A 24,636-nucleotide genomic window follows, 5' to 3' on the forward strand; every position below is an offset into this window, starting at 1 on the left:
TAATGTAAGAAAAGCAAAAAGGAGGGAGACCATGGAGCCCATCGAAGTAGTACATACCTTTCCGCCGATTTTTGACAAAAACAGCCGTCTGCTGATTCTGGGGACGGTGCCCTCAGTGAAATCCAGAGAAAAGGATTTTTACTACGGTCACCCGCGGAATCGGTTCTGGCCCCTGCTGGCCTTTCTCTGCGGAGAGGAGCCGCCGGAAACGAAGGAAGAAAAAACAAAACTCCTTCTGCGCCACGGCATCGCTCTCTATGATGTGGTGGAACGCTGCACCATTACCGGTAGCAGCGACAGCAGTATCCGAAATGTGGTGCCGGTGGATTTGCGGCCCATTCTGTCCCAGACGGGAAACATCCCCATTTTTGTCAATGGGGCAACGGCGGCCCGGCTGTACAAGAAATTTCTGTATGCCCAAACGGGGATTGCGGCGGTATCCCTGCCTTCCACCAGTCCCGCCAACGCCGCATGGACCATGGAACGTCTGCGGGAGGCGTGGGGCGCGGCCCTTCTGCCGTTTTTTGAGGGGTAGAGGTCTGGGCGTTTTGCACCAAAAGCGGGAAAGGACAGGGAAAAACTTATACAATATCAAAAAAGTGTATAAAACCAGTAGGTTTTTCTGTCTTTTTCCGTTGACAGGGGAGAGAGAACCTGATACAATGCAACAGAAGTGAATAAGGAAGCTTATCAAGAGTGGTTGAGGGACAGGGCCCTGTGACACCCGGCAACCGGCGGAAACGCATCGGTGCCAATTCCCCCGCAGTATTGCGGAAGATGAGTAAGATCGGAAAAGCCCTGCGGCTTTTTTTTTATGCCCTGGGCAAAAAAGAGACAACGGCAGTTGTTCAAAGACCAGAAACTTGATAATACAAACAAACACAATGGAGGATTTTTATGAGCAGAAGATTATTTACATCCGAGTCCGTAACAGAGGGGCATCCCGATAAGATCTGTGACCAGATCTCCGACGCCATTCTGGATACCATTCTGGCAAAGGACCCTAAGGCGAGAGTTGCCTGCGAAACCTGCACCACCACAGGCATTATTTTCGTAATGGGGGAAATCACCACCAGCGCCTATGTAGATGTGGAAGGCATTGTCCGTGACACATTAAACCAGATCGGCTACAACCGCGCGAAATATGGTTTTGACAGCGAGACCTGTTCCGTACTGACCTCTATCCATGGTCAGTCCCCCGACATTGCTCTGGGCGTGGACAAGGCGCTGGAAAACAAGACCGGCGAAGATGACAGCGAATTCGATACCGGCGCAGGGGATCAGGGCATGATGTTTGGTTTTGCCTGCGACGAGACAGAGGAACTGATGCCTCTGCCCATCTCTCTGGCCCATAAGCTGACCAAGAGACTGGCGGAAGTGCGCAAAAACGGCACACTGCCTTATCTGCGTCCCGACGGCAAGGCACAGGTAACTGTGGAATACGTGGATGAAAAGCCCGTTCGTGTAGATACAGTGGTTGTTTCCACACAGCATGACCCCGAAGCCACACAGGAACAGATTCGTCAGGACATCATTGAACATGTGGTAAAGAAAGTAATTTCCGCTGACCTGCTGGATGACAGCACAAAATACTATATCAACCCTACCGGCAGATTCGTTATCGGCGGCCCTCAGGGCGACAGCGGTCTGACCGGCAGAAAGATTATCGTAGATACCTACGGCGGCTACGCTGCTCACGGCGGCGGCGCTTTCAGCGGCAAGGACCCTACGAAGGTAGACCGTTCCGCTTGCTATGCGGCAAGATATGTAGCGAAAAACATCGTTGCCAGCGGCATCGCCAAAAAGTGTGAGGTACAGCTGGCCTATGCCATCGGTGTGGCAAAACCCGTATCTATTCTGGTAAACACCTTTGGCACCGGTAAGATCTCCGATGAAAAGATCACAGAGCTGGTACAGAAGAATTTTGACCTGCGCCCCGCGGCTATCATCAAAAACTTCGACCTGCTCAGACCCATTTACAAACAGGTGGCGGCATACGGCCACTTTGGCAGAACAGACCTGGATCTGCCCTGGGAAAAAACAGACAAAACAGACGTATTCAAAATCTGAGAAAAGAGAGATTGCGGCATATGACGAAAGTCATATGCCGTTTTTCTATATTTTCGTAACAAAAAGTTAATGGAATTGTTAATATAATTTATGGGATCGTCCTTGTATTCTAAGGCGGAACAAGAGAAAATAATACTAGAGAGAAAGGCGCAAAATCAGGAAAGGAGGCGGCTTGACATGAAAAAAGCATATTTGGCGGGCGTTCTGGCGGCAGTACTGCTTTTGCCCACGGCAGCCCTGGCGGCGGATGCGGCCCCTTCTTTGACCTATGTTTGCTCCCTTTCTGCGGAGGACTCCGATCTGGAGGCGGGAAAATGGGAATATCTCTTTACGTCGGGGGAAGAAACGAAGATCCTCCTGCGGGAAGGGGAAAAACGGGAATTCCTGCTGTGCAGCGGTGTCTTTACAGCGGCGGATGTGAAGATCATCAAAGATACGGCCTATGTTCCCCTGTCTGTTTTGGTGGAGGATCTGGGCTTTGCGGTTGCCGAGGAAAAAAACGGCGTCTCTCTGGTCAGAGACGACCAGAAGCTGATGGTCAGCAGCAAAGGCGGGACACTGGATACCTCCAAAATGCTGCCTCTGCGGGATATTGCCGAAGCATTGGGGGCAGAAGTGACCTATGAGCGGGACGGTATCGCTCCTTTGGGGAATCCTATCATCAGTGTGGAGTTCCGGCAGACGGTGCTGACGGAAGAAGAAGCGCTGGAGCGGGCAAAAGAGACTTTGACCGCCTGTCTGGAAGCGGAACGGGAAAGCGGCTGGATTGTACAGGACCGTGTGGCGGAAGACCCTGCTGTTTCCGCTGCCATCGAAAAGGAGATTTCTGAGATGGCATTCACGGAGGATATTGTGGCGGGTTATTATGTACTGGAAGGACCGGGGCTGTTTCTGGTGGAAAAAAGCACTGGGGACCTTTACCAGAAAACTGGCGAGGGCCAGGGCGGCAGCGTCTCCTACATGGAAACCATTCAAAAGGTGGAAATGGGAGACACGGAAGTGTTTGCCGGGTATTACCTGGGATGAGCCTGAAACAGGAGAATTTTTGAGCGGCGTCGTTTTCGACTTTTTCATAAGAAAAAGTGTTCTTATGGGGAGTCTGTGGTCAGGCGCCGCTTTCTGATGGGGAAATACTTGACTTTATCAAGTAAATGAGATATACTTGACAAAATCAAGTAAAGGAGGATGTGTTATGAAAGATACACTGGCTTTTCTGGTTTCTCAGCTGCGTCGGGATTTTAGCGCCTACTGCGGCCATCAGCTGCAGGAGATGGGCGTGACCCAGAGGGAACTGTTTTATATAATTTACATTGGAAATCACGGAGGATGTCTGGCCAAGGAGGTCTCTGCCGCTTTGGCGGCAGACGCCGGGTATACGGCACGGCTGTTGGCAAAGCTGGAGGAAAGAGGGTTTCTCCGGCAGGAAGTGAATCCGCAAGATAAGCGGGCCAAGCAGCTGTATCTGACAGAGGAAGGGGAGAAGATCAGTCAGGCCAGCCGCCGTTTATTCGCCCAGTGGGACGAGGAAGTCTTTTCTCGGTTTTCTCAGGAGGAACGGCAGGCACTGCTGAGTCAGATGAAAAAAATATGGGCACAGAGGAGGGCGGAAGCGGATGTATGAGACCATTTGCAGCCCTATGAAGCTGGGGTCCGTGGAATTGAAAAACAGAATCCTATTCGCGCCTACCACATTAGGTGTTTCCGGGGAAAAATATCTGGAGCGGATGGAAGGGATCGCCGCCGGCGGCTGTGCCATGATTGTGGTGGGGGATGTGCCGGTGGGAAAGAGCGCCTTCGGCCCTTCCCTCTATTCCAAAAAAGGCATGGCCTTTTACACCAAACTGGCGGAACGGGTACATCGCCATGGATGTCTTTTATGCGCCCAGCTCCATCAGAGCGATTCGGATATCAAAGGGATGCTGCCCTATCTTCCGGCGGTGCTGGCAAAACGGATGACGGCCGACGAACTGCGGCAGAAGCTCAACGAAAAAATCGGGGCGTATATTTCTCAGATGCCGCTGAAAGAAGTGCGGGCCACGACGAAAGCCTTCGGAGAGGCGGCAGTGCTGGCCAAGGAAGCGGGCTTTGATGTGGTGCAGGTTCATGGGGACCGGATGTGCGGCAGTTTTGCCTCCTCCCTGTTTAACCATCGGGAGGATGCTTATGGCGGCACATTGAAAAAACGGGCCAGATTTTTGCTGGAGGCCGTCAGCGCTGTACGGAAGGCTCTGCCGGAGATGCCCATTGACGTGAAGCTGGCGGTGCGTATGGAACATCCGGCCTATGGCAAGGCGGGTTTTACGGTGGAGGAGCTGGAAACGGTGGTGCCTTTGCTGGAACGGGCCGGGGCCGACAGCTTTCATGTGACGCTGGCCAACCACTCCTCTTTGACAGATACCATACCGCCCAAAGATCATCCTGCTTTTGGAGCGGAGGGATGCTTTCTTTTTCTGGCGGATGCAGTGAGAAAATACACAAAATTGCCTATCTGCGGCGTCGGCGGGCTGTCCAGTCCGGATTTTGTGGAGGAACAGCTGGCCAAAGGCAGGATACAAATGGCGGCCATGAGCCGTCAGCTGCTGGCGGACCCGGCATGGGTACAAAAGACGGCGGCAGGAAAAACAGAGGACATCAGAAAATGTGTGCGGTGCAACCGGGATTGTCTGGGAGGGCTCCAGCGGCACGAAGGCACGCATTGTATTTATGAAAGGAGCGGGAAGAAATGAAATATGCCGTTTGTTACGAAAGCAGGACAGGAAACACGGCTATGCTGGCGGAACGTATCCGGCAAATATTGCCGGAGGAGGATTGTGTCTATTTCGGCGTTCCAGAGGCGGAGGCGCTGAAAGCGGAATGGATCTTTGTGGGATTTTGGACGGATAAAGGCACCTGCCCGGAAAAAACGGCGGACTTTCTTTCCGGTTTGAGCGGAAAAAAGGTCTTTTTCTTCGGGACTGCGGGATTTGGCGAAAGTGCCGCTTATTTTGAACAGATCATGGAACGGGTGCGGACAAACCTGCCGGAGGATGCCGCGGAAATGGGTCATTTCCTCTGCCAGGGGAAGATGCCCCAGGCGGTAGCGGATCGGTATGAGGCCATGGAGGATTCTCCCCGCCGCACCATGATGCTGGAAAATTTCAAAAAAGCCCTTTCCCATCCCAATGAGGAGGATCTGGCGGCGCTGGAAGGGGCGGTCAGAGGCAGTTTCGGGCAATAAAAAAGACGCGGGAACTTTGAAAAAAAAGATCCCGCGTTTTTTATTGGATGGGAAGCGCAGACGGATTCCCGCGTTTATTCCTGTTCGGTCTGTTCCGGCGCCGGTGTATCCAGTTTCCGGATACAGCAGCGGCCTTTTCCGTTTTTCTTGGCCTGATACAGCATTTGGTCCGTTTCCGCGTAAAGCTGCTGATAGGGGTAATTGGGCTGGGTACAGATGCAGATGCCGATGCTGCATCCGATTTCCATGGGGTGACCCTGCCAATGGATATCCTTTAGCTGCTTCAGCAGTGTATTTCCAAGGGCCAGGGCGGTTTCTTCCGTCAAAGGCCGGTCATAAAGCACAGAGAACTCGTCGCCGCCGATACGGCCCATGCCTACCGCCATGGTAAATACACTGCGCAGAGTATTGGCGGTCTCCACCAGCACAAAGTCGCCGCAGGGATGGCCGAAACGGTCATTGACCTCTTTGAATCCGTCCAGATCCATCATGAACAGGGTCAGCCCTGTTGCGGTTCTGGCACGCTCGGAATTTTGGAGCAGCTGTTCCGCGCGGTATTCCACCGCGGCTCTGTTGAGCAGTCCCGTCAGAGGGTCCTGCTGTACCAGCTGCCGCAGTGTGTCGTTCATCTGAACGATCTGCTTCTGCTGCTGGAGGACGATACAGATATGGTGCGCATGGGCAAGAGAGACAGACATAGCGACCACAAAGGAAATGGTCATATTAAGGATGCTGCCCGTGTCCATCAGCGGCGCCATAATGAACAGAAACAGTACATAAATGATGACATGCTGCAGGATGCTGCACCAGAAAGGCGCCTGGATCAGCAGGGATAAGGCCAGCAGCGCCGTTGTCAGCACCGCGGTCCCGGCGTGGGGATCACGGTAGAGGTCATAAGTGTTGAGGGCCAGATGCCACAAAAGCATCAGCGTTGTCAGGCTGAACTGCACAGCCCATTGATGGAGGGCGGAAGCCCGTTTGAGCGGACGGCGCACCAAAAGCCAGATGGCGCCAATGACAATTAGAAGGATGTACATGCCAAAATAAATGCGGTTATTCAGGCTGCTCAGTTTTGAGGTGGACCAAAGCAGCACCCGGGCCATATTAAAGGCCTCGATGACAAAAATAATGGCGCAGATGAACCATAAGGAAAATTCGTTTTTCCGTACGGATTCCTGATAAAATTCCTGGCGGATAAAGCTGGGAATATTCAGATGGCTGAATAATTTATGCAGTTTATTGGGTTGATTGGAATCGAGTGTTTTATCCATAGACCACAATCCTTTTTCTTTTTCAATACGTTTTGCAGATATTTTCCATGCCAGACGGTTTGGACTTTCTTTATATTCATACGGAAAAACGGCAGGCGTCTGTTTCCGGCGGCGCGGGGTTCCTGGCGGCCAGGGGCGGCGGGAACGGGCGCTGACGAAATCCCCTTGACGTTAAAGGGATTCCGTGATATTTTCATTTTATACGCATACGTTGAAGGGGAAAAGTATAGATTCAGAATTTGACGCGTTAAGTGCAAAATTTGTTTTGCGCAGAAAAGGAGGCGATTTTGTGCTGCGGATCGCGATATGTGATGACGAGAAAAAGCATACGGAACAGACGGCTGTGCTGCTGGAGGAATATTTCCGGCAGAGACCCTTATTAGAAGGGGAAATCGAGACCTTCCAAAACAGCAGGGATTTGCTGGAACGGGTTGGAGACCGGGAGGGCTTTGATCTGTATATTCTGGATATTCTGCTCCCGGAGATCAGCGGTATTGATACCGGGCGGAAACTGCGAAAGATGGGAGACCGGGGGGAGATCATCTATCTGACGCATACCAATGATTTTGCCGCGGACAGCTATGATGTCCATGCCTTTTTTTATTTGCTGAAGCCGGTGAAGGAAGAAAAGCTCTATCAGGTGTTGGATGGGGTCGTAGAAAAACTCCAGCGTCGGCAAAACAGCGCTGTGGTGGTCAATACCACAGATGGGCCTCGGCGTATCCTTATGGAGGATATCTACTATGTAGAGCGTGTGGGCCGCATCATGCGCTATTATTGTACGGACGGCACCATAGACTCGCAGACCATCCGGGTTCCTTTCCGGCAGATGGCCGCGCCGCTTTTGGCAGACCGAAGATTCTGTCTGTGCGGAGCCAGTTTTGTGCTGAATTTTCAGCATGTGATCGGCGTAAACAAGCAGGAAGCGCTGCTGGATGACGGCAGGAGGGTGACGCTGCCCAGAACCGCGGCGGCGGACTTTAAAATGGCCTGGGGAAATTACTGGCTGGAACAACCGGAAGGCATGTAATGATTCCAGAAGAGGGAGAGGATAGATTGGAACTGGATGTTTACCATACATTGCTGATTGGAATCACGCAGATGTTTTTGGGCAGTTATGTGTTTATGCTCATTGATTTTCGAAAGCCGGTACAGCTGTGGCAGAGGCGATGGATTGTTACAGCGGTGATGATTGTCGGCAGTAATCTGGTAGGACTGCTTTTCTTCCAGTTTTGGAAGATATACTATCGTGTGGCGGCCATGACAGTGACATTTCCTTATATTCTGGTTACACTCTTATGTTCCAGACAACGGGATTTCCGGGCGGTGTTCAGCATTGCCACGGGTCTGTTCGTTGGCTGCACCGGGACCATAGCCGCCTTATTGGCCGAGCCCTTTCTAGGGTACGATACCTATTATACCCTGGTGGTGCGTACGATTTTTTTCTTTTTGATGGCCATTGTGCTGCGGCGCTTTAAAACCGCGTACAAGAAAATGCTGGTACAGCTGGACCGGGGCTGGGGGGTGCTGAGTATCATTCCCGTTGTGACGTTCCTGCTGATGCTGCATATTGTCACGACCATTGTGCCGGCGGATTATCCTACGGCCATGATGATGGCGGTGGGCCTGCTGGCGGTGTGCAGCAGCGCCTATTATCTGATGTACCTGTTTTTTGAGCATATCCAGAAGGAAACGGCGGCCAACAATGAGCGGGATATGCTGAAACTGCGGTTGTCTGCCCTGCAGAGCAGAACAGAGAGCGTGAAGGCCGCCGAACAGGCAGTCCGCACAGAACGCCATGATCTGCGGCATCGGCTGCAGACGGTAAAAGAACTGGTGGATCGGGGAGACAGGGCCGCGGCGCTGGATTTTCTGGAGGCCGCACAGCAGAGACTGGAAACAAAAAAGGAGATCCATTGGTGCCGTCCCCCGGTGCTGGACGCTGTATTCTCCTCATATTTTGACCAGGCCCGGCGGCGGGGAATCCATGTGGACGCGAAGATCTCTCTGGCGGATACCCTGCCGGTGGATGAGGGGGAACTGGCTATCGTTCTGGCCAACGTGCTGGAAAACGCCATTCATGCCAATATGGAGCTGTCCCCAGAAAAACGGGAGATCGGCTGCAAGGTTATGGGCAGTCCTTCCCTGATGCTGGAAGTGGTCAATCCCTGTGCCGGGACGGTGCTTTTTGATGAACAGGGCCTGCCTGTGGCAAAGGAGCAGGGCCATGGAATGGGGGTACAGTCGGTGGCGGCTTTTTGTGCCAAATACGACGCTGTGTACCAGTTTACCCAGGAGGAAGACGGCAGTTTCCGTCTGCGGCTGGTGTTGTGATCCCCTCGGAAGAACATGTTTTTCGAAAACACGGTTTTCCCGGAAGAAAACATGGGGGTTCGCTTGCCCGCTTTCTGCTGAGGATGGCTTAAGGATGGAATTTTCGATCAAGAATAGAATCGCTGGAACCCTTTTAGGATAAAGGGTTCCAGCGATTTTCTTATTCCCGGGAAAAGATTTCCGGGATTTTTATTTTCATATCTTATTTTTGTAGAAATATCAATCTCCCAGCAGCGCCGCCATCCAGTCGGTGGTCGGCATCCAGGAGCGGTCTGTGTAGGCTTCTCCCGCGACGGTATCCAGATTTTCCATGGTGATATCCCCGCCGGAAACCATATCCTGTGTGATGACAGTGGCAGGTAGCTCCAGCCAGTTGGAAGGTTCCCCGGTCATAGGGTCGATGATGGCATCCAGATCGCCGGACAGCTCCAGCGCCAGGACACGCATACCGAATTCTCCGTTATAGCTCCAGTTGGTGGTGGCGCAGGCCTTCCAAGGAGAGCCTTCGGCGGCCATTTTTTCAATATCCCCGTCGCAAAGATCGGCACTGACCAGAGGAATATCATAGCCGCCTTCTGTCAGCGCGGTATAAACACCATTGGCATAAAGGTCGTAGCAGCACCAGATGGCGTCGATATCTCCCGGCTGGTATTTGGCCAGTGTGGCCGCGGTGACTTCCGCCATGGAGGCTTCGGGATTACTCAAGTCGGAGGGGGCGATGGTTTCTACGGTCTGGATCAGCCCGGCTTCTTCATAAGCGGCATAGCCTTCCTGCCGCCGGTCAAAGGGAGTAAGATAACCGGGGCCTTCCCATACTTTCAGGATCTGGACAGGTTCGCCCGCTTCGGTTTTTTCCGGATACAGCTCCTGGCAGACATATTCCAGCAGCTGCTGTGCCAGCTGGGTATCCTGCTGGAAGAACTGGGTTACACCCTCCAGTGTCTGTGTCTGGCCGTCGCTGTCCTTGAACTGCGTATCAAAGGTAACGATTTTCAGATCGGGATAATCCGCCATCAGATCTGTTAAAAAGGAATAGGCATAGGATTCCCCGCCGTGGCTGAGCAGCAGTCCGTCGTAGCCGTCGGCGGCGCATTGTGCCACGGTTTCCTGCCATTGTTCATCAGACCCATCGCAGAAAAAGGCGTCATATTCCATGCCCAGCCCTTCCGCTGTTTCCTGAGCGGACTGAGACCATGTCTGGAAAATATCCGACGGCGCCATCTGCATGATGTAGGCCACCTTTTTCCCGGAGGTGGGGGCCTCCACGGCGGATGGTTCCGTCTCGGATGTTGTTGTTCCGGAGCAGCCGGTAAATGCGAAAACGCACAAAAGTGCAAAAATTCCTGAGATCCATCGTTTCATAAAATTGTTCCCTCCTTCGTGGTTTCTCTGTGGTATGCCGCTGTTTTCTCCTTTGGGAAGAAGTCACTTGATAATGCCGTGATCCCGGGCGAGGGCCTCGATGCTCCGGTCATAGGTGGCTTCCGCTTCTTTGGAAAAGAAACAGCCGGGGACGCCTTCGTTATGATCCCTGTGGTGGGCCACACATGCACAGCATTTGCCGTGGCGTGGACAGTCATAGGTGCAGGGGCAGTCCCGTTTGTTGTCGCAGGTATTGCTCATATTCGTTCCCCCCCTTCGTTTTTGTATTCTTCTGTATTCATTTTAAAACAGAGCTGCGCCGAAGAAGAAAATGGAGAAGAATTTGCGCCGTATTGTGCAGGATTTGTTTTCCGCTCTTCCCTGCGAAAAACGCGCGAAGCCTGTCTGAGGGAAAAAAGAAAGCGGAATGTCTTGCAGTACAGGACGTTCCGCTTTTTTGTCTCTTTATGAAGATGCCTCGCAGGGCGTCCGCTTTTATGATGCAAAGCGGCTTACAGGTACATATAAAACAGGCCCTTTGTGGTGCTGTACCAGAGCAGGATGCCATGGCCCCGTTTGGGGACGCGCAGCTGCAGATCCCATTCGGGATACTGCTTGTACAGATAGATATTATCCCCGGCGGCAAAGGCCACAAAGGAGATGTAGTTGTCCTTTTCCATGGGATGGTCCGATGTGAGGAACCAGTCGTTTTCGATAACCTCCGCATGGAGTTTCTCCTCCGGGGCGGCTTTTTTGGCCGTCATAGCCTCCAATGTTCTGCCGCAGCAGGAAACAGAGGCGCTGCCTGTGGATACGGTCAGTCCGCCGCAATGGGGGCAGATAAAATAATTCGCTTTTTTCATATTTCCCTCCGGTTGTTCTTCCGTCAGTGTGCCTGTCAGAAGTTTTTCAATGGGCACGCCATAGAGCGCGGATATGGCCCCCAGCATGGAAATATCGGGGCATCCCAGTCCCGTTTCCCTTAATTAAAGATATTGTTGGGTAAAAAAGAAAGGTCAGTCGATTTTGCCGATGAAGCGGTAGTAGATTTCTACTTCCTGCTCACGACTTCCGTCCTCGCCCTTGACAGCTTCGTGGACGGTTATTTTTTCAATTAGAGTGTTCAGAAGTTCGGCGGTCAGCTCCACAGGGTTGACATACTGTTTCATTAGGGCAATCCACTTTTCAGCATCCGCTGCGGTCTGTACGGCGGCTTCCATCGTTTCGTGAAGCTGTCTTATTTTTGTTTCAAGTTCCTTTTGCTCGTTCTGGTACTTCTCGGACAGCATATTGAAGTTATACTCGGTTATGCGTCCGGCAGACCAGTCCTCATACATTTTAGCAAACAGCCCGTCAACCTCGGCTTTACGCTTCTCTGCCTTTTTCAGCTCCGCAGCCTGCTTTTTCTTCGCAGAGTTTCTTTCCCTGTCGCTGGCATTGAGTAGCCGTTTCAGCAGCTTGTCCTCGTCTTTCTGTACCATCATAGACCAGTATTGCAGTCTTGCAAGCACATAGGCATACAGTACATCATAGCGGATATAGTGCATGGAACACTGGCGTAATCCCTGTCCGTACTTACTGCAATGGTAGTGTGCATAGGGATTTTTGTTCTGGCTGTTTACACCATAAGCCAATGACCATCCGCAGTCCGCACATTTTACCAGCCCGGAAAATATCTGCGTTGTGCCATTCTTCTGTCGTCTGCGTCTGCTTGCAATCAGCTCCTGAACTTTTTGGAACACTTCTTCGGAAATGATGGCTTCGTGGGTATTTTCCACACGATACCATTCTTCCTGCGGCTTCCGCACCTTTTTCTTGTTCTTGAATGAAATGTTGCTCTGCTTGTTGTGAACGCTGTGACCGATGTAGGTTTCCTCTTTCAAAATGCTCTTGACCTGTGCTATCGTCCACGCATAGGCTTTTTCTGCGGGCGCACCGGCGTAGATATTGGCGAAAGTCCCATATCTTTCATAGTTCAGCCAGCCGGGGGTAGGTACTTTTTCTTCCACCAGAATCCGTGTAATGCTGGCGGCACCCCTCCCGTGTACGGCAAGGTCAAAAATCTTCTCTACAATCCAGCGTGTTTCCGGGTCGATCAGAAGATGACCTTTTTTGTCCGGGTCTTTTACATAGCCCAGCGGTGCATAGGCTCCATAGTGTGCGCCATTGGCAAATCTTGTGTGCATGGCAGCCTTGACCTTTTTGCTGGTCTGTCGGGCGTGCATTTCATTCAGGATGTTTAAGAACGGGGCAAGCTCGCTTTCTCCGTTGATGGTGTCCACATTGTCATTGATGGCAATGTAGCGTACTCCCTTGCTGGGGAAATAGATTTCCGTGTACTGACCGGTCAGGATATAGTTTCTTCCCAGACGGGATAAGTCCTTTGTGACAACGCAGTTGATTTTCCCGTCCTCGATGTCATCAATCATCCTTTGGAAACTTGGACGCTCGAAATTTGTCCCGCTCCATCCGTCGTCAATATACTCGTCTACAACGGTCAGCCCATGCTCTGCGGCATACTGCCTAAGCATCATGCGCTGGGTCTGGATACTGCCGCTTTCCCCCTGTAATTCATCGTCACGGCTCAATCTCAAATATAGTGCAGTGTTATAAATCGTTGTATTGTATGGTTGTTTCACGGTTAAAAATCCTCCTTCTAAAAGAAACAACCCACGCTTATACAATACTCGCTGGTACAAGTATATCATAAGCGTGGGCTGATTGACAGTCGTTATTCCGTATTTTTTCAGGAAGCGGCGGCAGCGTGCTGGATCACATCTTCCAGCAGGCTGTCAAGCGGCTTCCCATCCTGTGCGAAATGCTCCGATACCTTGATACGGACTTTCCCCATGACAAAATACTGGGTGCCGTCTTTTTCGGTAAGCAGGGTGCCGCTGTTTTTGTTATTGCTCTCGTTTTTGCTTTTTGCCATAGGCAGTTACCTCCATAAATGAAATATGCCCGACAAGGGAATGTCAGGCAGGTGTACAGCCGCAGACTGTCTCCGTGTCAACCAAACCGTGTCAACCGGCAGAAAAGACTTTGAAAACAATCCATAGGCGCTCTATTATTATTTTTTACTTTTTCTTTGATTTCTTGGTTGACATGGTTGACAAAGGAGAGAAATGCCCCAAATATCAGGCTTTTCCCCGTCAACCGGCTGTCAACCAAAGCGTCAACCAAACTGTCAACCGGTGGCTTTTCAGAATGGCAGTTCCATTTGCCGGGCTTCTTCTTCCGTGATTTCCTGAAAACCGTCCCCCTCCGGCGGAGCTTGGTTGACACGCTCCCAGCCTTTTTGAGAACCGTATTTCTTATACCGCTTCGGGCTTTTGTAGGCTACCCAGCCCTGTATGATGCCGCCCGCAATGCCGGTATTCATAATCTCGCAAATTGCCCGTGTCTCCCAGTCTGCCGGGGAATTTAAGTTCCCCAGTGCTTCCTCATAAAGCTGCTTGGAGCATACCCTGTCGCCGGTGTAGTCCTCCAAATAGGCGTAGATCATGCTAGCTTGTGTGTCTTCCTGCATAAAGTCCTGCTGGTGGGCGTTCAGGTATCGGTTCATTTCCATACTGAATGACAGCTTATACTTCCCACTGCGGTAAACCGTCATGGCTTCCGCCCACATCTGTTCGATATACGCCCTCGCCGCCGCTTCATCATCCAGTATGTGAACCTCCGCCCGTTCCGGGTACACCGTCACGGGGAGAAAGCGCCGGTTGCCGGTGCGGTCACGGGGTAAAAAGTCCTGCCGGTTGGTCGTCCCTCCGAATACACATTGCCGCAGCCGGTCTGCCGGGTGTGTCTCATACGGCACCTTGTAGGTTTCTTTCTGGCGGCTTAAGAATGACTTGATTTCCTCAATACTCTTGGCGTTGGCTGTGGCAATCATCTCCGACATCTCGATAATCCAATGCCCTTGCAGCTTGCGGTACACATTTTCATCGTCCAGCTTCTTCAAATCGTCTGAAAACCATTCGTCCCTGCCTGCCAGCAGCCGGAAAAAGGTAGATTTCCCGGCTCCCTGACCACCAACCAGACAGAGCATGACCTCAAACTTGCTCCCCGGTCTGAATACCCGCCGGATGGCTCCCATCAGGAACAGTTTCAAGGCTTCATAGGTGTATTCGTCCGTATCGGCTCCCAGAAAGTGATGCAGGGCGTAACGGATGCGCTCTGTACCGTCCCATTGCAGACTGTTCAGGTAATCCCTGACTGGATGGTAGCGGTTTTCATTGGCAACAATCTTGATGGCGCTCTGCACCTTTTTCTCGCTGGTAAGCCCGTAATTTTCTTCCAGATACAAAAGCAGGTAGTTCATGTCCATGTCGGTCAGCGTGGTACTGGTGCGCTCCCAGCCCAGCGGCTTCACAATGTCAATCTGCTCCGTCAAAAGGTTCAGGCGCAGCGCCCCGAGAAACAGAGGGTCACGCTGGAACACTGTCAGGCAGTTTCGGATGCTGTTCTTCACGCCGCCTTTCTGCGTCCCCTCTAATGTTTCCCGGATTTCTGCCGGTGTCTGCGCCGGTTCCATTGTGTCCATCGTCCTTTTGACCGCTTCCTGCGTTTCCGGCGGCAAGCTCTGAAATTCGCTGTTCAAGCCGCAACACCTCCTTTCCCTGTGCGGCGATCAATGCCGCTTTTTCTTCTATTTCTCCGTATAACAAAATATCCAAAAGGTATTCTGTGTAGCTTATCCTCTGCAACGCTTCCACAAAAAGAGGATGCCAGATGGCATCCTGCGGCTGTGGGGCGTGTGCTGTTTTCCAATGCTCCAGCAGGCGCAGATAATCGCATAGCATCCGTAAACAATACCGTTCCGTTTCCTGAAATCTCTGCTCCGCTGATTTTTGTCGGGGCTGTGACCTGTTGTGACGCTTCTTATCTGGCGACGCATTGCCGGATTTCTCATAGGAAACGCCGAAGTCCTCCGCAAGCCTGACCGCAGCTTCCCGTTTCCCCAATCCATACAGCAAAGCGGCAAAGTCGATCACATCCCCGGAAGCCCCGCAACCGAAGCAGTAAAAGCGGCTGTCCACTTTCATGCTGGGCGTGCGGTCATTGTGGAATGGACAGCAGACCATGCCATTTCTCCCCACCCGGATTCCATAGAATGAAGCAGCCTGCCGGGTGGTAACAGACTGTTTCACCGCTTCAAATACATTCAAATGCTCCCTCCATAAAAATACCGGTAGCGGTAAAGCTGCCGGTTATATCATAGCTCCATCTCATGTTTCTTTCTCTGTACTTCCTGTGGCTGCTCCCTCCGGCGCAGTGCGGTATCTACGGCGTTCTGCACCTGCCGCAGCCGTATGACTTCCTCCCGGAGTGGCTTGTGCTGCGGAGACAGTTCGGCATACTCTGTTTTTAACTGTGCATATTCCTGTTTCCATGCTTTCAGGGCAATGGGTTTTCCGTCCAGTTTTTCTTTCAGAATACGGCGGGCGGCATAAAACAGCCGTAACTCCGCATCGTGGGATGTTTCAAATTTCTCCCTCTGTTTCTTAAACTTGATATTGTTCAATTCCGTATGGACAGGTTTTAGCCGCTGGTAATTCTCGCCCTCCCGTATCAATTCCTGCAATTCCTTTATCCGGGCAGATTTCTTTTTCATGGAGCCGCTTAATGCTTCAAATTCTTCACTGACAGAGGAAAGACGCTCCTGCAAATCCTCTAATGTGAGCAGCTTGTTTTCCGTCAGATAATTGACGGCTTCGGCAAACTGCTTTAAGTTTCCGGTTCTGGCTTTATTGCTCCATGCCCCTGCGTTGCGCTGGTTGTAATAAGCGATCAGCAGGTCGGCAAGGCTCGGTGTCTGCGGTTTGGAAAGTTCTTCTTTTACCTCTGCCATCCAGACAAACAGGGCTTTGATCTTCTTCCTCACATCCTGCATGAGCCGGTTGGTGGCTTTAATCCAGCGGTTCAGTTCCCCTTTCTCGGTGCGGATGCCCTTTGCTTCCATCTGCCGGACATTAGCTCCCTCGTGGACAGTAGGTATCAGGTCAAGCCCCTGCCGCACATAGGAACGGTGGTCGATACGCACATCCAGCCCTTTTTCCTCAAATTTTGTATTAATGGCAGCCGCCCACTGCTCCCGCCAGTGTTCCAGCGTTTCCGGCTCATGCCAGTCTGTTGTATGGACAGCGTTAAACATATAATCGCCGTTTTTATCCCGGATTCGGTTTCCATCTTCATCAAGAAGATATTCCCGCCGCTGTTTTTGTCCCCATGTGCCATCCGGGTTCAAAGGGCGCATTGTTGTCATCACATGGAAATGCGGGTTTGGGATACCGCCGTCCTCTTTCTCCGGGCTGTGAAAAGCGAGGTCAGCAATCATGCCTTTTGCCACAAACTGCTCCTGCACGAACTTCCTCGCCAGCTCCATGTTTTCTTCCAGCGTCAATTCATTCTGCATGGCAATATCAAAGGAATAGGCAAGCTGGGCTTTGGGATGTTTCTCGCAGCTCTCCACAGCATTCCAGAGGGTTGCCCGGTCAAGATATACTTCCGGTGCATGGGGCGGCAGCATGATTTCCGAAGCGATCACGCCGCCCTTTTTTGTGTAGTCGCTGACCTCTCCATAGTAGTTACTGTAAAGACGCTCCCCAGCTCGGTAGGCTGCGCTGGCAATGGCACTCTGACCGGCGCTACGCTTTATCTGTGCGATTGAAAAATGATAAAGTGCTATCCTTAGTCACCGCCTTTCTTCTGCCCGGAAATACGGGCGTGGTTCTCTGCGGCAAATCGGATGAAATGCTCCGCCTGTGGCAGATTCAAAATGCTTTCCATTAGGGAATAAAATTCCGTTTCGGTCAGCTCCTTTGTCTGCGGCGCAATGCTCTCAATGGCTGCCCCGTGAGTAATCAGCCGGTGCGTCCTCTGTTTCCGGGAACCGCTTTCCAGATACGCCTGCCGGTTTTTCAAACGCTGCATTTTCCGTTTTTCCCGTTCCAGCAGGACAGTGGTTTTTTCATATTCCTGCTTTAACTGTTCCAAAGATTTTTCCATGTTCTCACATCCTTTACTGATAAGATAAAGAAAGACCATCCGCAGACAGTCTGTGTGTCAGTGCTTCTATAAAACCCGATGAAAAAGGAAAACCGCAGAGCGGATTTCTCTTTGCGGCGGGTACACAGGGGATAGCCGCTTTAGCGGCGCAAGGGGGTGTAGCCACCTTGTCGGAGCGAAGCGAACGCAGACCTCGGATTGCTGATTTTATCAGCGGCAGAGGTAAGCTCCGCAGGACGCACGATACATGGTCTTTAGACTATGTATAGAAGTGCGCCCTTAGTTCCTAAGGGATTTTGCCGTTTCCGGCAGTTTTGTCCTTTTTCTTGGAACGCTTGGAAAGATACTTCGGGCAGTCAACCACAACCGCCCGGAAGCTCTGTTTACATTCGTGCTGGCATTTCCGGCACAGTTCGTTGTAAGTGATACGGCTGCGGTCATTTAAGAAGAAAGACCATTCCAGCCGTCGCTTGTTGCTCATTCTTGCCATAACCGGCTCCTTTCTCCGTTTCTATCTGATGTACGCAGATAGGCTGTTTTGGTGTAGCGTTTCGGTATCATTTTTAAGGTTTTTTCCCTCTGTATGCCCCTTTGGAAAGTGCGGCAGTATTGCAAGTCAGGGAATGATACCTCACGCTTTTTTGTCGCTTCTCGGTACGGTTTCGGAGACTTTTGCCATCCATTCAAAGAAAGCAATTTTGCTGACTTTGATAAGCCTGCCCCTGCGGAACGCCGGAAAGCCGGGGGTGTGTACCAGCTCATAGGCGCTCGCTCTTGAAATTCCCATAATCCGCTGGATGTCCGCCACATCCAGAACCAGCGGTAAATCCTCGTAGCTGTTCAATCTCTTTTTATCGTTCATTCTGTTCCTCCCATAAATCAAATAGGTTAAAATGCTTCCTGCTGCCGTTCTCCCCAAAAGCCGTTTTCCTGCCCCATTCCTGCGGTGTTTCCCTGCATTGGTGCGCCGGATGCGTCACTTCTCCTGCCGGTCATATCCCTTTTGGACGGTCATTCACTTGTCAAGGTACTTTGTGGCACGAAATTACCAACTGCAATCATCATAGCGGACTATCCTTGACAAAGCAATGCTTTTGCGATACCATGAGTGTAATGGATATAACTAAATTATATAATTACCATAAACAAAGGCAGGGGATAGGGATGGAGAATCAGTTTATACGGCATGAGCCATGTTTTGAGAGGATTTTGTTTGTCCTGACGCTGGACAGGAAGAAAATGAAAGAGCGGATTTTGATTGGGGAAGAACAGCAGATCCGCTTCCTGCTGAACGGGAGCCAAAACGCAGAGGTGCTTTGTGATATGACACGCCCGCTGGGAACTTTTTTGATAAACTTTGAGCGTGACACGGACAGGGACTGGAACTTATACGGGCTTTCTCCACTGCGGCAAGCCCTCCACTCCAACCGATGGAAACAGCCGGAGCTGGAGCAGGCGGCAAGCGAATTTCTTTGGGAGAAATATCTTAGCAACGACCCTCTGAAAATGTATGTGGCGTTCCGTATCTGGAACAGCTATCTGCTTGCCAGAGAACCCCGTGACCGTAACGCTGCCTGTGACCGCTTCATGGATAAAATGAGCAGCCTGACCGGGGTATTCCATAACGAACCCATGAGCTTTGACAGGGAGACAGGAAAACCGAAACATTTTCAAGCGGGCAGCCTTTATTTCAAAGGCGCACCGTCAGAAGATACCCGGCTTGACCTCTGGTTCCCGGACAACCGGCACACAGAAGAATGTGTGTCTGCCTATGCGTCCCTCTACCCGTTGATTACCTATTATCTGAACAGGCTGAATGACTGGGGGCTTTGCTTCCGGCAGTGCAAGGTCTGTGGGAAATATTTTCTGGCAAAGAGCCAGCGGTATGAGCTGTGCAGCGACAAGTGCCGCAAAGCACAGGCGCTTCAAAACAAGCGGGAATTTGACGAAAGGGCAAGAGAAAATAACTATGACCTGCTTTATAAAAATGAATGCCAGAACTGGCGCAATAAAATAAACCGGGTAAAAAATACCGCAGGCTTTCCGGCTGACCGTCTGGAAAAAATACAGGCTGCCTTTGCAGACTTTAAGAAAGAAGCATTGCAGAGAAAAAAGGCTGTAAAAACAGGAACAGCCAGCCCGAAAGAATTTACGGACTGGCTGTATCAGCAGAGTAATGTAATTGTGGAACTGACTGAATACTAATTTTTTCTCGTTGTGAGGTTTCTGTGACATTTTGCTGATACTATAAAAAGAAAAAGGATGTGATACTATGCGAATACTGGTTGTTGAAGATGACCAGCTTTTGAATAAGACATTAAGCTATAATCTGTCGGCTGTCGGATATTCCGTGGATGGAGCTATGTCAAAGGCTGTTGCCATAAGATTTCTTGAAAAACAGGACTATGATTTAATCGTTTTGGATGTCAATCTGCCGGATGGGAACGGATTTGATATATGCCGCGAGGTAAAAGAACGCCGTCCCGATACCGCCGTGATTTTTCTAACCGCAAATGATATGGAAAGCGATATGCTGAAAGGATTTGAATTGGGCGCAGATGATTATGTAACAAAGCCCTTTCCTATCAGCGTGTTCCAAAAGAAAGTATCTGCTTTACTGAACCGCATTTCAGCACAATCCGGCGGAGATTTCTACGATGATGGGAATTTGTATATCAATTTTTCCGAATTATCAGCGTGTCTTGCAGGACAGCCGATTACCCTTACATCATTGGAATATCGTTTACTAAAAGTGCTGACAAGAAATTCTCAAACTGTCCTGACCCGGCAGGTATTGCTTGAAAAGCTGTGGGATGCAGATGAAAATTATGTGGATGAACACGCACTTACCACAACGATCAGCCGCATCCGCAGTAAAATTGAAACGAACCGGCATTCCTACATCAAAACCGTTTACGGTATGGGCTATATGTGGATTGGAGGAGCGCAAAAATGATTTCAAAAAAACTCTCCTTAAATAAAGTCTGCATAATACTGGCAACTACCATTTTACTTTTATCCGTGGTCATGTTTTCGGTTCTATATATCCTGACAAAAGAAATGTCTGTGGTATTTTGTAGCATGGCGTTCTGTCTGCTTTTTCTGCTTTGTGTTACTGTTTTTGTGATACTGATACGGCGAAAGCTGACTTTGTTTTCTGAAATACTTTGCTGCACCTTAGACGAAATGATGAATGGAAAAATAGATATATCACAGGTTGCCGAAGAAGAAAACCTATTTTACAAAATCAATCATCGGCTGGTGCGTCTTTATGAGGTTATGCAGGAAAGCAAAAACAGCGTTGCCAGTGAACGAGCTGACTTACAGGAATTGATTTCCGATATTTCTCATCAGGTAAAGACACCGATAGCAAACTTAAAAATGGTAAATGCCACCTTATTAGAACAAGAAGTGCCATCGGATAAACAGCGGGAATTTCTGCTTGCCAGTGGCACACAGCTTGATAAACTGGATTTCTTAATGCAGGCTATGATAAAAACATCCCGGCTTGAAACGGGTGTTATCTCACTTGAAAAGAAACAGCAACCCATCTATGATACTCTTGCTATGGCTCTGGGTGGTATCTTTCTGAACGCTGAAAGGAAGCACATACAAGTTGAAGTAAACTGCCCGGAAACATTGGTTGTTTCCCATGACCGCAAATGGACAGCAGAAGCCTTATTTAACATATTGGATAATGCAGTTAAGTACACGCCGGAGTACGGTTCTATTCGTGTTTGCGTTGAAAGCTGGGAAATGCACCTGAAAGTCAGCATTACCGATACCGGCAAAGGTATTCCCGAAAACCAGCAAGGAGCAATTTTTAGGCGTTTTTATCGGGAAGAAAATGTCCACGATATAGAGGGAATCGGCATTGGGCTGTATCTCGCAAGGGAAATTATTAGCTTACAGAACGGTTATATACAAGTAACTTCTCAAGTAGGAACAGGCTCAACATTCTCCGTTTTTCTTCCCCATGAATAACCTGTTTTTTTGAAATGTCACAGAATTGTGACATTTCAGGGCAATTTATTATGTCGGCTGTGACATTTCTGTGAGGATTGCCATTTATAATGAAGCCATCACAAGAAAGGATGGTGTTCTCTATGAGCATTTTAGAAACAAAAAACTTGAAAAAATACTATGGCACCGAGCCGAATATCACAAAAGCTCTGGATGGTGTAACTCTCACTGTCGAACAGGGAGAATTTGTTGCCATTGTGGGAACTTCCGGCAGCGGAAAATCCACATTGCTCAATATGATGGGGGGCTTGGATGTTCCCACTTCCGGTAATGTAAAGGTCAAAGGAAAAGATTTGTCAGGGCTGAACGATGAACAGCTTACGATTTTCCGCAGACGCAATATCGGTTTTATTTTCCAGAACTATAACCTTGTTCCCGTTCTCAATGTATATGAAAACATTGTTTTGCCCGTAGAATTGGATGGCGATACAGTAGATAAAAATTTCATGGACGAAGTTGTGCAAATGCTGGCACTCGGCGATAAGCTGCAAAATATGCCGAACAACTTATCCGGCGGTCAGCAACAGCGTGTAGCGATTGCTCGCGCCCTTGTCTCAAAGCCTGCCATTATATTAGCCGATGAACCAACGGGCAATCTTGACAGTAAAACAAGCAGCGATGTATTGGGACTGTTGAAAGTAACAAGCCAGAAATTTCATCAAACGATTGTGATGATTACCCACAATAGCGAGATCGCCCAGCTTGCAGACCGTATTGTCCGCATTGAGGACGGGAAAATTGTAGAATAAGGGGGCAAAAACTATGAATGATATTTTATTTGGAAATAGCAATCGCCCTGTTATCAAAAAATTATCCAACCGTTATTTCAAAGCAGGAAAGAGTAGAAATATCATTGCAATTATTGCAATCGCTCTAACTACTATACTCTTTACAACCATTTTTACATTAGGCTCTGGTTTGATAGATACCGTTCACGACCAAAATATCAGAAAACAAGGTGGCGACGGTCAAGCGGTTTTGAATTATATAAGCGATGAGGTTTTTGATAATATAAAAGGCAATGAGATGATTGAACAGATTGCCTATACAAAGGCAGTGTCTTATCATATCAATAATCCCGGACTGGAAAAATGGCGTGCTGATATGTGGTTTATGGACGATACTGCTTTGAAGTTTGCACGGTATGAGCCAACAACGGGACACCGTCCTGAAGCAGAGAATGAAATTATGGCTGATACCAAAACGCTGGATGCACTTGGTATTCCTGCTGAAATCGGAGCAACCGTAACTTTGGACTATCAAATTAAAGGAATTTCATATTCAAAGGATTTTGTACTATGCGGATTTTGGGAAACAGACAGCCTAAGTAATATTGGACGACTTATTGTTTCTAAAGCCTTTGTTGACAATAATTCTGAACTTTTAACATACACCTATCCCGAAGATAATGACTATTCCGGCGTAGTCGCCGCTTATGTTATGTTTCAGGGAAACGGAGCTATCGAATCAAAATTACATCAGCTTCTTGCTGAAACGGGCTATACTTGTGATACTATGGGCGGAAGTCCATCAGATGACAATTATGTGATCGCTCGTGTTAGTCCTGCATATCAAGGCAGTAACTTTTTAGAAAATCCAGCTTTATTGATTTCGGGGATTGTTGGCATACTTTTAATTATGATAACAGGGTATTTGATTATATATAATATTTTCCAAATCTCTGTCATTCAAGATATTCAATCCTACGGACAGCTTAAAACTTTAGGCACAACAAAACGACAAATAAAGAAACTTATCAGCAAACAGGCTATGTTACTTTCCTTTATCGGTATTCCATTCGGCTTGCTAATTGGCTTCTTTGTTGGACGAGCATTAGTACCATTTTTAATGAACGGCACAGTTTATGCTTCGGATGCAGGAGTAAAAGTAACAGCTAATCCAATTATTTTTATCGGAGCTGCTTTATTTGCACTTGTTACAGTGATTATTAGCGTAAATAAGCCTGCCAAAATAGCAGGTTCAGTATCGCCTATTGAAGCAATCCGCTATACCGAAAATGACGCAACAGCATTTCAAGGCAAAAAGACGTCTAATAAAAAGTCTATACATGGAGCCAAAATTCATCGCATGGCATTATCAAATCTTGGTCGGAACAAGAAACGTACAATTTTGGTTATTATTTCTATGACTTTGAGTTTGGTATTGTTCAACACTGTATTCACACTTGCAAGCGGCTTTGATGTGGAAAAATATGTAGAGAAATTTGTAAACAAGGATTTCATCATCTCTACTGCGGATTACTTCAATTTTAAGTTTGGAAATAGCGACAGCAAAAATGACCTTTCCACTTCTTTTATTGAAGCAGTTAAGCAAAATCCGGCATTTGATGAGGGTGGCGAGTTATATACTACAAAGATTTTGGAAGAAGCATTTTCTGTCGAGAATGGAGTTACCTCAAATTATAACAAAGACGCTGAGGGAAATCCTTTGGTTCAATTATATGGAGCAGATGATTTTTTACTGAACTCAATGGATGTTATAGAGGGAACGATTGATTGGGAAGCATTAAAATCCGGGAACTATGTACTGTATGCCCTGACCGCTGATGACAATGGAAACATTATTGATGACCCTAGTATTCATGTTGGCGATACACTTCACTTCAATCATGTACAAATGAACGGACTTTCCAGTAGTATAGATAATAGCTTTGACTGCAAGGTTATGGCAAAGGTGCTAATCAATGAAAACACCGATACGATAAGAAGTACCGGATTTGCAAAGTTCTATATGCCGACGGATGTTTTCTTACCTCTTTGCGAGCAACCTCATTTGGTTAGCTTCCCATTCAATGTAGTTGACGGTATGGAAGCTGATATGGAGGAATTTTTGAGCAGCTATGTTGAGGACATTGAGCCGAGTATGAATTACGACTCTAAACAAACGTATATCAATTCCTTTAATGATTTAACCTCTCTGATTATTACCATAGGGGGAGCGTTAAGCATTATCATTGGCTTAATAGGGATTACAAATTTTGTAAACTCTGTTCTTACCAGTATTATTACACGCAGAAAAGAACTTGCTATGCTTCAAAGTATTGGTATGACAGGAAAGCAGCTAAAGAAAATGCTATCATTTGAGGGCTTATACTATGCTGCGGGAACAGTTGTTGCGTCAATCGTATTTGGTTCTCTGGTATCGGTTATCATTGTAAGAGCAATTTCAAATAGCATTTGGTTTTTCACTTATAAATTTGTTATTTTCCCTATGTTTGTTATCTATCCATTTTTGATTGCGCTAACGGTTATTATTCCGGCAATCATATATCGAAAGATCGCAAAAACAAGTATAATAGAACGGCTTCATCAAAACTAAATAATATAGAAA

General features: G+C 48.9%; 25 protein-coding genes and 1 riboswitch. Of the genes, 13 read left to right on the forward strand and 12 right to left on the reverse strand.

The window, feature by feature from the left end:
• Positions 1 to 31: 31 nt before the first annotated feature.
• The 6 genes from H9X84_RS07955 (at position 32) to bilS (ending at position 5,287) form a co-directional block, all read left to right on the forward strand.
• Entirely contained in the window at positions 32 to 535 is a 504-nt protein-coding gene (locus H9X84_RS07955; protein WP_205133722.1) for a DNA-deoxyinosine glycosylase, read from the forward strand.
• A 149-nt stretch (positions 536 to 684) separates the two neighbouring features.
• Positions 685 to 784: riboswitch (SAM riboswitch) on the forward strand.
• 113 nt (positions 785 to 897) lie between these two features.
• Positions 898 to 2,070, forward strand: coding sequence for a methionine adenosyltransferase (gene metK / locus H9X84_RS07960; protein WP_205133721.1), 1,173 nt, complete (start codon positions 898 to 900; stop codon positions 2,068 to 2,070).
• Positions 2,071 to 2,247: 177 nt separating this feature from the next.
• Positions 2,248 to 3,096 (forward strand): hypothetical protein, encoded by an 849-nt coding sequence (locus H9X84_RS07965; RefSeq protein WP_205133720.1) that lies wholly within the window; start codon positions 2,248 to 2,250, stop codon positions 3,094 to 3,096.
• Positions 3,097 to 3,262: 166 nt separating this feature from the next.
• Positions 3,263 to 3,691 (forward strand): bilirubin utilization transcriptional regulator BilQ, encoded by a 429-nt coding sequence (gene bilQ / locus H9X84_RS07970; protein WP_205133719.1) that lies wholly within the window; start codon positions 3,263 to 3,265, stop codon positions 3,689 to 3,691.
• A complete protein-coding gene (bilR, locus tag H9X84_RS07975) occupies positions 3,684 to 4,796 on the forward strand; it encodes a bilirubin reductase (protein WP_205133718.1) in 1,113 nt (370 codons plus the stop codon). Before bilQ ends, bilR begins: the two co-directional genes overlap by 8 nt.
• Entirely contained in the window at positions 4,793 to 5,287 is a 495-nt protein-coding gene (gene bilS / locus H9X84_RS07980; protein WP_205133717.1) for a flavodoxin family protein BilS, read from the forward strand. Before bilR ends, bilS begins: the two co-directional genes overlap by 4 nt.
• Before the next feature lie 74 nt (positions 5,288 to 5,361).
• On the opposite strand, the gene H9X84_RS07985 is transcribed toward bilS, so the two are convergent.
• Positions 5,362 to 6,558 (reverse strand): GGDEF domain-containing protein, encoded by a 1,197-nt coding sequence (locus tag H9X84_RS07985; RefSeq protein WP_205133716.1) that lies wholly within the window; start codon positions 6,556 to 6,558, stop codon positions 5,362 to 5,364.
• Between the two features lie 289 nt (positions 6,559 to 6,847).
• Between H9X84_RS07985 and H9X84_RS07990 the strand changes: the two genes are divergently transcribed.
• Positions 6,848 to 7,588 carry a LytR/AlgR family response regulator transcription factor gene (locus tag H9X84_RS07990; protein ID WP_205133715.1) on the forward strand — a complete coding sequence of 247 codons (741 nt, stop codon included), beginning with the start codon at positions 6,848 to 6,850 and terminating at the stop codon, positions 7,586 to 7,588.
• Positions 7,588 to 8,892: a GHKL domain-containing protein gene (locus H9X84_RS07995; RefSeq protein WP_205133714.1), complete on the forward strand. Its 1,305-nt coding sequence runs from the start codon at positions 7,588 to 7,590 to the stop codon at positions 8,890 to 8,892. The genes H9X84_RS07990 and H9X84_RS07995 overlap by 1 nt, the downstream gene beginning before the upstream one ends.
• Before the next feature lie 219 nt (positions 8,893 to 9,111).
• Here the strand turns inward: H9X84_RS07995 and H9X84_RS08000 are convergent, their stop codons facing one another.
• From H9X84_RS08000 to H9X84_RS08050, 11 genes are all read right to left on the reverse strand, one after another.
• Entirely contained in the window at positions 9,112 to 10,254 is a 1,143-nt protein-coding gene (locus H9X84_RS08000; protein WP_205133713.1) for a substrate-binding domain-containing protein, read from the reverse strand.
• Between the two features lie 63 nt (positions 10,255 to 10,317).
• On the reverse strand, positions 10,318 to 10,515 hold the full coding sequence (locus tag H9X84_RS08005) for a hypothetical protein (RefSeq protein ID WP_205133712.1): 198 nt from the start codon (positions 10,513 to 10,515) through the stop codon (positions 10,318 to 10,320).
• Positions 10,516 to 10,766: 251 nt separating this feature from the next.
• Positions 10,767 to 11,204 (reverse strand): XRE family transcriptional regulator, encoded by a 438-nt coding sequence (locus H9X84_RS08010; protein ID WP_205133711.1) that lies wholly within the window; start codon positions 11,202 to 11,204, stop codon positions 10,767 to 10,769.
• A 66-nt stretch (positions 11,205 to 11,270) separates the two neighbouring features.
• Positions 11,271 to 12,893, reverse strand: a complete 1,623-nt coding sequence (locus H9X84_RS08015; RefSeq protein ID WP_032508026.1) for a recombinase family protein — start codon at positions 12,891 to 12,893, stop codon at positions 11,271 to 11,273.
• 107 nt (positions 12,894 to 13,000) lie between these two features.
• On the reverse strand, positions 13,001 to 13,186 hold the full coding sequence (locus H9X84_RS08020; RefSeq protein WP_004849804.1) for a hypothetical protein: 186 nt from the start codon (positions 13,184 to 13,186) through the stop codon (positions 13,001 to 13,003).
• Between the two features lie 270 nt (positions 13,187 to 13,456).
• On the reverse strand, positions 13,457 to 14,797 hold the full coding sequence (locus H9X84_RS08025) for a virulence-associated E family protein (protein WP_205133710.1): 1,341 nt from the start codon (positions 14,795 to 14,797) through the stop codon (positions 13,457 to 13,459).
• The gene (locus tag H9X84_RS08030) at positions 14,682 to 15,422 is read right to left on the reverse strand and encodes a CHC2 zinc finger domain-containing protein (RefSeq protein ID WP_205133709.1); all 741 of its coding nucleotides are present in this window, start codon (positions 15,420 to 15,422) and stop codon (positions 14,682 to 14,684) included. Before H9X84_RS08030 ends, H9X84_RS08025 begins: the two co-directional genes overlap by 116 nt.
• Positions 15,423 to 15,469: 47 nt before the next feature.
• Positions 15,470 to 16,942: a MobQ family relaxase gene (gene mobQ, locus H9X84_RS08035; protein ID WP_205133794.1), complete on the reverse strand. Its 1,473-nt coding sequence runs from the start codon at positions 16,940 to 16,942 to the stop codon at positions 15,470 to 15,472.
• A gap of 2 nt (positions 16,943 to 16,944) precedes the next feature.
• On the reverse strand, positions 16,945 to 17,262 hold the full coding sequence (locus H9X84_RS08040) for a DUF3847 domain-containing protein (RefSeq protein WP_205133708.1): 318 nt from the start codon (positions 17,260 to 17,262) through the stop codon (positions 16,945 to 16,947).
• Positions 17,263 to 17,548: 286 nt separating this feature from the next.
• Positions 17,549 to 17,752 carry a hypothetical protein gene (locus tag H9X84_RS08045; RefSeq protein WP_004614949.1) on the reverse strand — a complete coding sequence of 68 codons (204 nt, stop codon included), beginning with the start codon at positions 17,750 to 17,752 and terminating at the stop codon, positions 17,549 to 17,551.
• Between the two features lie 141 nt (positions 17,753 to 17,893).
• Positions 17,894 to 18,124, reverse strand: a complete 231-nt coding sequence (locus H9X84_RS08050) for a helix-turn-helix domain-containing protein (RefSeq protein WP_205133707.1) — start codon at positions 18,122 to 18,124, stop codon at positions 17,894 to 17,896.
• Between the two features lie 302 nt (positions 18,125 to 18,426).
• On the opposite strand from H9X84_RS08050, the gene H9X84_RS08055 reads away from it, so the two are divergent.
• From H9X84_RS08055 to H9X84_RS08075, 5 genes are all read left to right on the forward strand, one after another.
• A complete protein-coding gene (locus H9X84_RS08055) occupies positions 18,427 to 19,467 on the forward strand; it encodes a DUF6076 domain-containing protein (protein WP_205133706.1) in 1,041 nt (346 codons plus the stop codon).
• A 67-nt stretch (positions 19,468 to 19,534) separates the two neighbouring features.
• Complete coding sequence (locus H9X84_RS08060; protein WP_077726934.1) at positions 19,535 to 20,218, forward strand: response regulator transcription factor; 684 nt, start codon at positions 19,535 to 19,537, stop codon at positions 20,216 to 20,218.
• Positions 20,215 to 21,246, forward strand: coding sequence for a sensor histidine kinase (locus tag H9X84_RS08065; RefSeq protein WP_055056215.1), 1,032 nt, complete (start codon positions 20,215 to 20,217; stop codon positions 21,244 to 21,246). Before H9X84_RS08060 ends, H9X84_RS08065 begins: the two co-directional genes overlap by 4 nt.
• Positions 21,247 to 21,368: 122 nt before the next feature.
• Positions 21,369 to 22,034, forward strand: a complete 666-nt coding sequence (locus H9X84_RS08070; RefSeq protein ID WP_077726935.1) for an ABC transporter ATP-binding protein — start codon at positions 21,369 to 21,371, stop codon at positions 22,032 to 22,034.
• 13 nt (positions 22,035 to 22,047) lie between these two features.
• Positions 22,048 to 24,624: an ABC transporter permease gene (locus H9X84_RS08075; protein WP_205133705.1), complete on the forward strand. Its 2,577-nt coding sequence runs from the start codon at positions 22,048 to 22,050 to the stop codon at positions 24,622 to 24,624.
• The last annotated feature ends 12 nt before the right edge of the window (positions 24,625 to 24,636 follow it).

The sequence above is a fragment of the Anaerotignum lactatifermentans genome (assembly GCF_016902535.1).
GTDB lineage: Bacteria > Bacillota > Clostridia > Lachnospirales > Anaerotignaceae > Anaerotignum > Anaerotignum lactatifermentans_A.

Bases quoted from the DNA above. Each gene is read 5' to 3' on its own strand.
- H9X84_RS07955 (WP_205133722.1), top strand. From the start codon at position 32: ATGGAGCCCATCGAAGTAGTACATACCTTTCCGCCGATTTTTGACAAA.
- metK (WP_205133721.1), top strand. From the start codon at position 898: ATGAGCAGAAGATTATTTACATCCGAGTCCGTAACAGAGGGGCATCCC.
- H9X84_RS07965 (WP_205133720.1), top strand. From the start codon at position 2,248: ATGAAAAAAGCATATTTGGCGGGCGTTCTGGCGGCAGTACTGCTTTTG.
- bilQ (WP_205133719.1), top strand. From the start codon at position 3,263: ATGAAAGATACACTGGCTTTTCTGGTTTCTCAGCTGCGTCGGGATTTT.
- bilR (WP_205133718.1), top strand. From the start codon at position 3,684: ATGTATGAGACCATTTGCAGCCCTATGAAGCTGGGGTCCGTGGAATTG.
- bilS (WP_205133717.1), top strand. From the start codon at position 4,793: ATGAAATATGCCGTTTGTTACGAAAGCAGGACAGGAAACACGGCTATG.
- H9X84_RS07985 (WP_205133716.1), bottom strand. From the start codon at position 6,558: ATGGATAAAACACTCGATTCCAATCAACCCAATAAACTGCATAAATTA.
- H9X84_RS07995 (WP_205133714.1), top strand. From the start codon at position 7,588: ATGATTCCAGAAGAGGGAGAGGATAGATTGGAACTGGATGTTTACCAT.
- H9X84_RS08000 (WP_205133713.1), bottom strand. From the start codon at position 10,254: ATGAAACGATGGATCTCAGGAATTTTTGCACTTTTGTGCGTTTTCGCA.
- H9X84_RS08005 (WP_205133712.1), bottom strand. From the start codon at position 10,515: ATGAGCAATACCTGCGACAACAAACGGGACTGCCCCTGCACCTATGAC.
- H9X84_RS08010 (WP_205133711.1), bottom strand. From the start codon at position 11,204: ATGCTGGGGGCCATATCCGCGCTCTATGGCGTGCCCATTGAAAAACTT.
- H9X84_RS08020 (WP_004849804.1), bottom strand. From the start codon at position 13,186: ATGGCAAAAAGCAAAAACGAGAGCAATAACAAAAACAGCGGCACCCTG.
- H9X84_RS08025 (WP_205133710.1), bottom strand. From the start codon at position 14,797: ATGGACACAATGGAACCGGCGCAGACACCGGCAGAAATCCGGGAAACA.
- H9X84_RS08040 (WP_205133708.1), bottom strand. From the start codon at position 17,262: ATGGAAAAATCTTTGGAACAGTTAAAGCAGGAATATGAAAAAACCACT.
- H9X84_RS08045 (WP_004614949.1), bottom strand. From the start codon at position 17,752: ATGGCAAGAATGAGCAACAAGCGACGGCTGGAATGGTCTTTCTTCTTA.
- H9X84_RS08050 (WP_205133707.1), bottom strand. From the start codon at position 18,124: ATGAACGATAAAAAGAGATTGAACAGCTACGAGGATTTACCGCTGGTT.
- H9X84_RS08055 (WP_205133706.1), top strand. From the start codon at position 18,427: ATGGAGAATCAGTTTATACGGCATGAGCCATGTTTTGAGAGGATTTTG.
- H9X84_RS08060 (WP_077726934.1), top strand. From the start codon at position 19,535: ATGCGAATACTGGTTGTTGAAGATGACCAGCTTTTGAATAAGACATTA.
- H9X84_RS08065 (WP_055056215.1), top strand. From the start codon at position 20,215: ATGATTTCAAAAAAACTCTCCTTAAATAAAGTCTGCATAATACTGGCA.
- H9X84_RS08070 (WP_077726935.1), top strand. From the start codon at position 21,369: ATGAGCATTTTAGAAACAAAAAACTTGAAAAAATACTATGGCACCGAG.
- H9X84_RS08075 (WP_205133705.1), top strand. From the start codon at position 22,048: ATGAATGATATTTTATTTGGAAATAGCAATCGCCCTGTTATCAAAAAA.